This is a genomic window from Streptomyces katrae, from assembly GCF_000966975.1.
In the GTDB taxonomy this organism is placed as follows: Bacteria; Actinomycetota; Actinomycetes; order Streptomycetales; family Streptomycetaceae; genus Streptomyces; species Streptomyces katrae.
Map to the genome: position 1 here is coordinate 1 of NZ_JZWV01000738.1, position 1468 is coordinate 1468.

At 70.2% G+C, this 1468-nt stretch carries 1 protein-coding gene and 1 pseudogene; both read right to left on the reverse strand.

Annotation, left to right across the window (positions count from 1 at the left end; translation table 11 throughout):
• A pseudogene (locus VR44_RS25525) lies at positions 1-358 on the reverse strand (crotonyl-CoA carboxylase/reductase); the annotation flags it as partial.
• Positions 359-751: 393 nt separating this feature from the next.
• The coding region (locus VR44_RS25530; RefSeq protein WP_052713822.1) for a TetR family transcriptional regulator at positions 752-1468 on the reverse strand (717 nt) is incomplete at its 5' end.

Below are 1468 nucleotides of genomic sequence, written 5' to 3' on the forward strand. Positions count from 1 at the left end.
CGGAGCCGATGACGTGGTACGGGAGGTCGTGGCGCTTGGTGAGCTCCGAGAGGCGGCCGTAGCGCTCCAGGAAGCCGAAGGTGGACAGCGGCTCGAAGATCGAGGTCCACACGGAGTTGTAGTTGACCGAGGAGGCCATGACGGCCACCAGGGCCTCGCCCGGGCCGAGTTCCGGCACCGGGACCTGGTCCAGGTGCAGGGACTTGCGGGGGTCCTTGTCGCGGCTGGCGAGACCGTCGAACATCTCGGTCTCGTCCTTGTGCACGGTGATCGCGCGGTACGAGTCGGGCAGCGGCAGCGCCGCGAAGTCTGCGGCGGTGGCGGACTGCGACTGAATCGCGTCCAGGATGTCCTTCACGGTGTTGCCTCCGGCTGAGCGCTGAATGAGGGTGCGCTGAGGGGTACGCGGTGCGTGCGTGGGAGCGTGTGGCGGGTGCTGCGAGTGCCGTCGGTCCGGCAGAGCTGGTGGTGCGGCCGCGCCTGTGGTGGGGCGGGCGGGGGCCTGGTGACGCAGGCATCCGGGGCGCGTTCCGTGCCGAGTGGGCGTGGACCGCGGGGACGTCCGGACGGACTCAACGTATGGCACCCCGTGTCACTCGGCAAGGCACTGCGTGCCAAAAATTTCTCTCACTTGCCGATTGACCTGCGCATATGAGCGATGATCGATCAGAGTTACCCGCGAGTAGGGGCAACTCGGACAAACACAAACGGCCGCCCCCGGAACGGGAGCGGCCGCTGTGACGAGAGCGACTTACTTGTTCTTGAGTGCTTCTTCGATGGTCCGCATGACCTCGTCGAGCGGGGCGTCGGTCCGGGCCACCGCGACGAGCACCTCGCCCTCGGCGCGCACCGCCGCCTGCGGGGCCGCGCCGGCGGCTCCCAGGGAGCGGCCCGCGCCGATCCCGGAGCCGAAGGTCTTGCGGACGATGGCGAAGGCGTGGTCCAGCTGCGTCTCCACGTCCCCCTGGCCCCCGGCCCGCAGCCAGCGCCGCAGCACGTGGTTGTGCGCGGTCACCACCGCCGAGGCGGCCACCTCCGCCAGCAGCGGGTCGTCGTTGCCGTCGTGGTGGTCGGTCTCGTCGAAGTGGGCCAGCAGGTAGCGGGTGAACAGCCGCTCGTAGCGGGCCACCGAGGCGATCTCCCGCTCCCGCAGTGCCGGCACCTCACGGGTCAGCCGGTAGCGCTCCACCGACACCGCCGGCGAGGCGGCGTACATCTTCATGACTTCCTTGATCCCCCGGCACACGGTGTCGAGCGGGTGCTCGTGCGCCGGGGCCACCTCCAGGACCGCCTCGGCGCGGATCAGGGTGTCGTCGTGGTCCGGGAAGATCGCCTCTTCCTTGGAGCGGAAGTGCCGGAAGAAGGTCCGCCGGGCCACCCCGGCGGCCGCGGCGATCTCGTCGACCGTCGTGGCCTCGTACCCCTTCGTCGCGAACAGCTCCATGGCGGCCGCGGCGAGCTCGCGGCG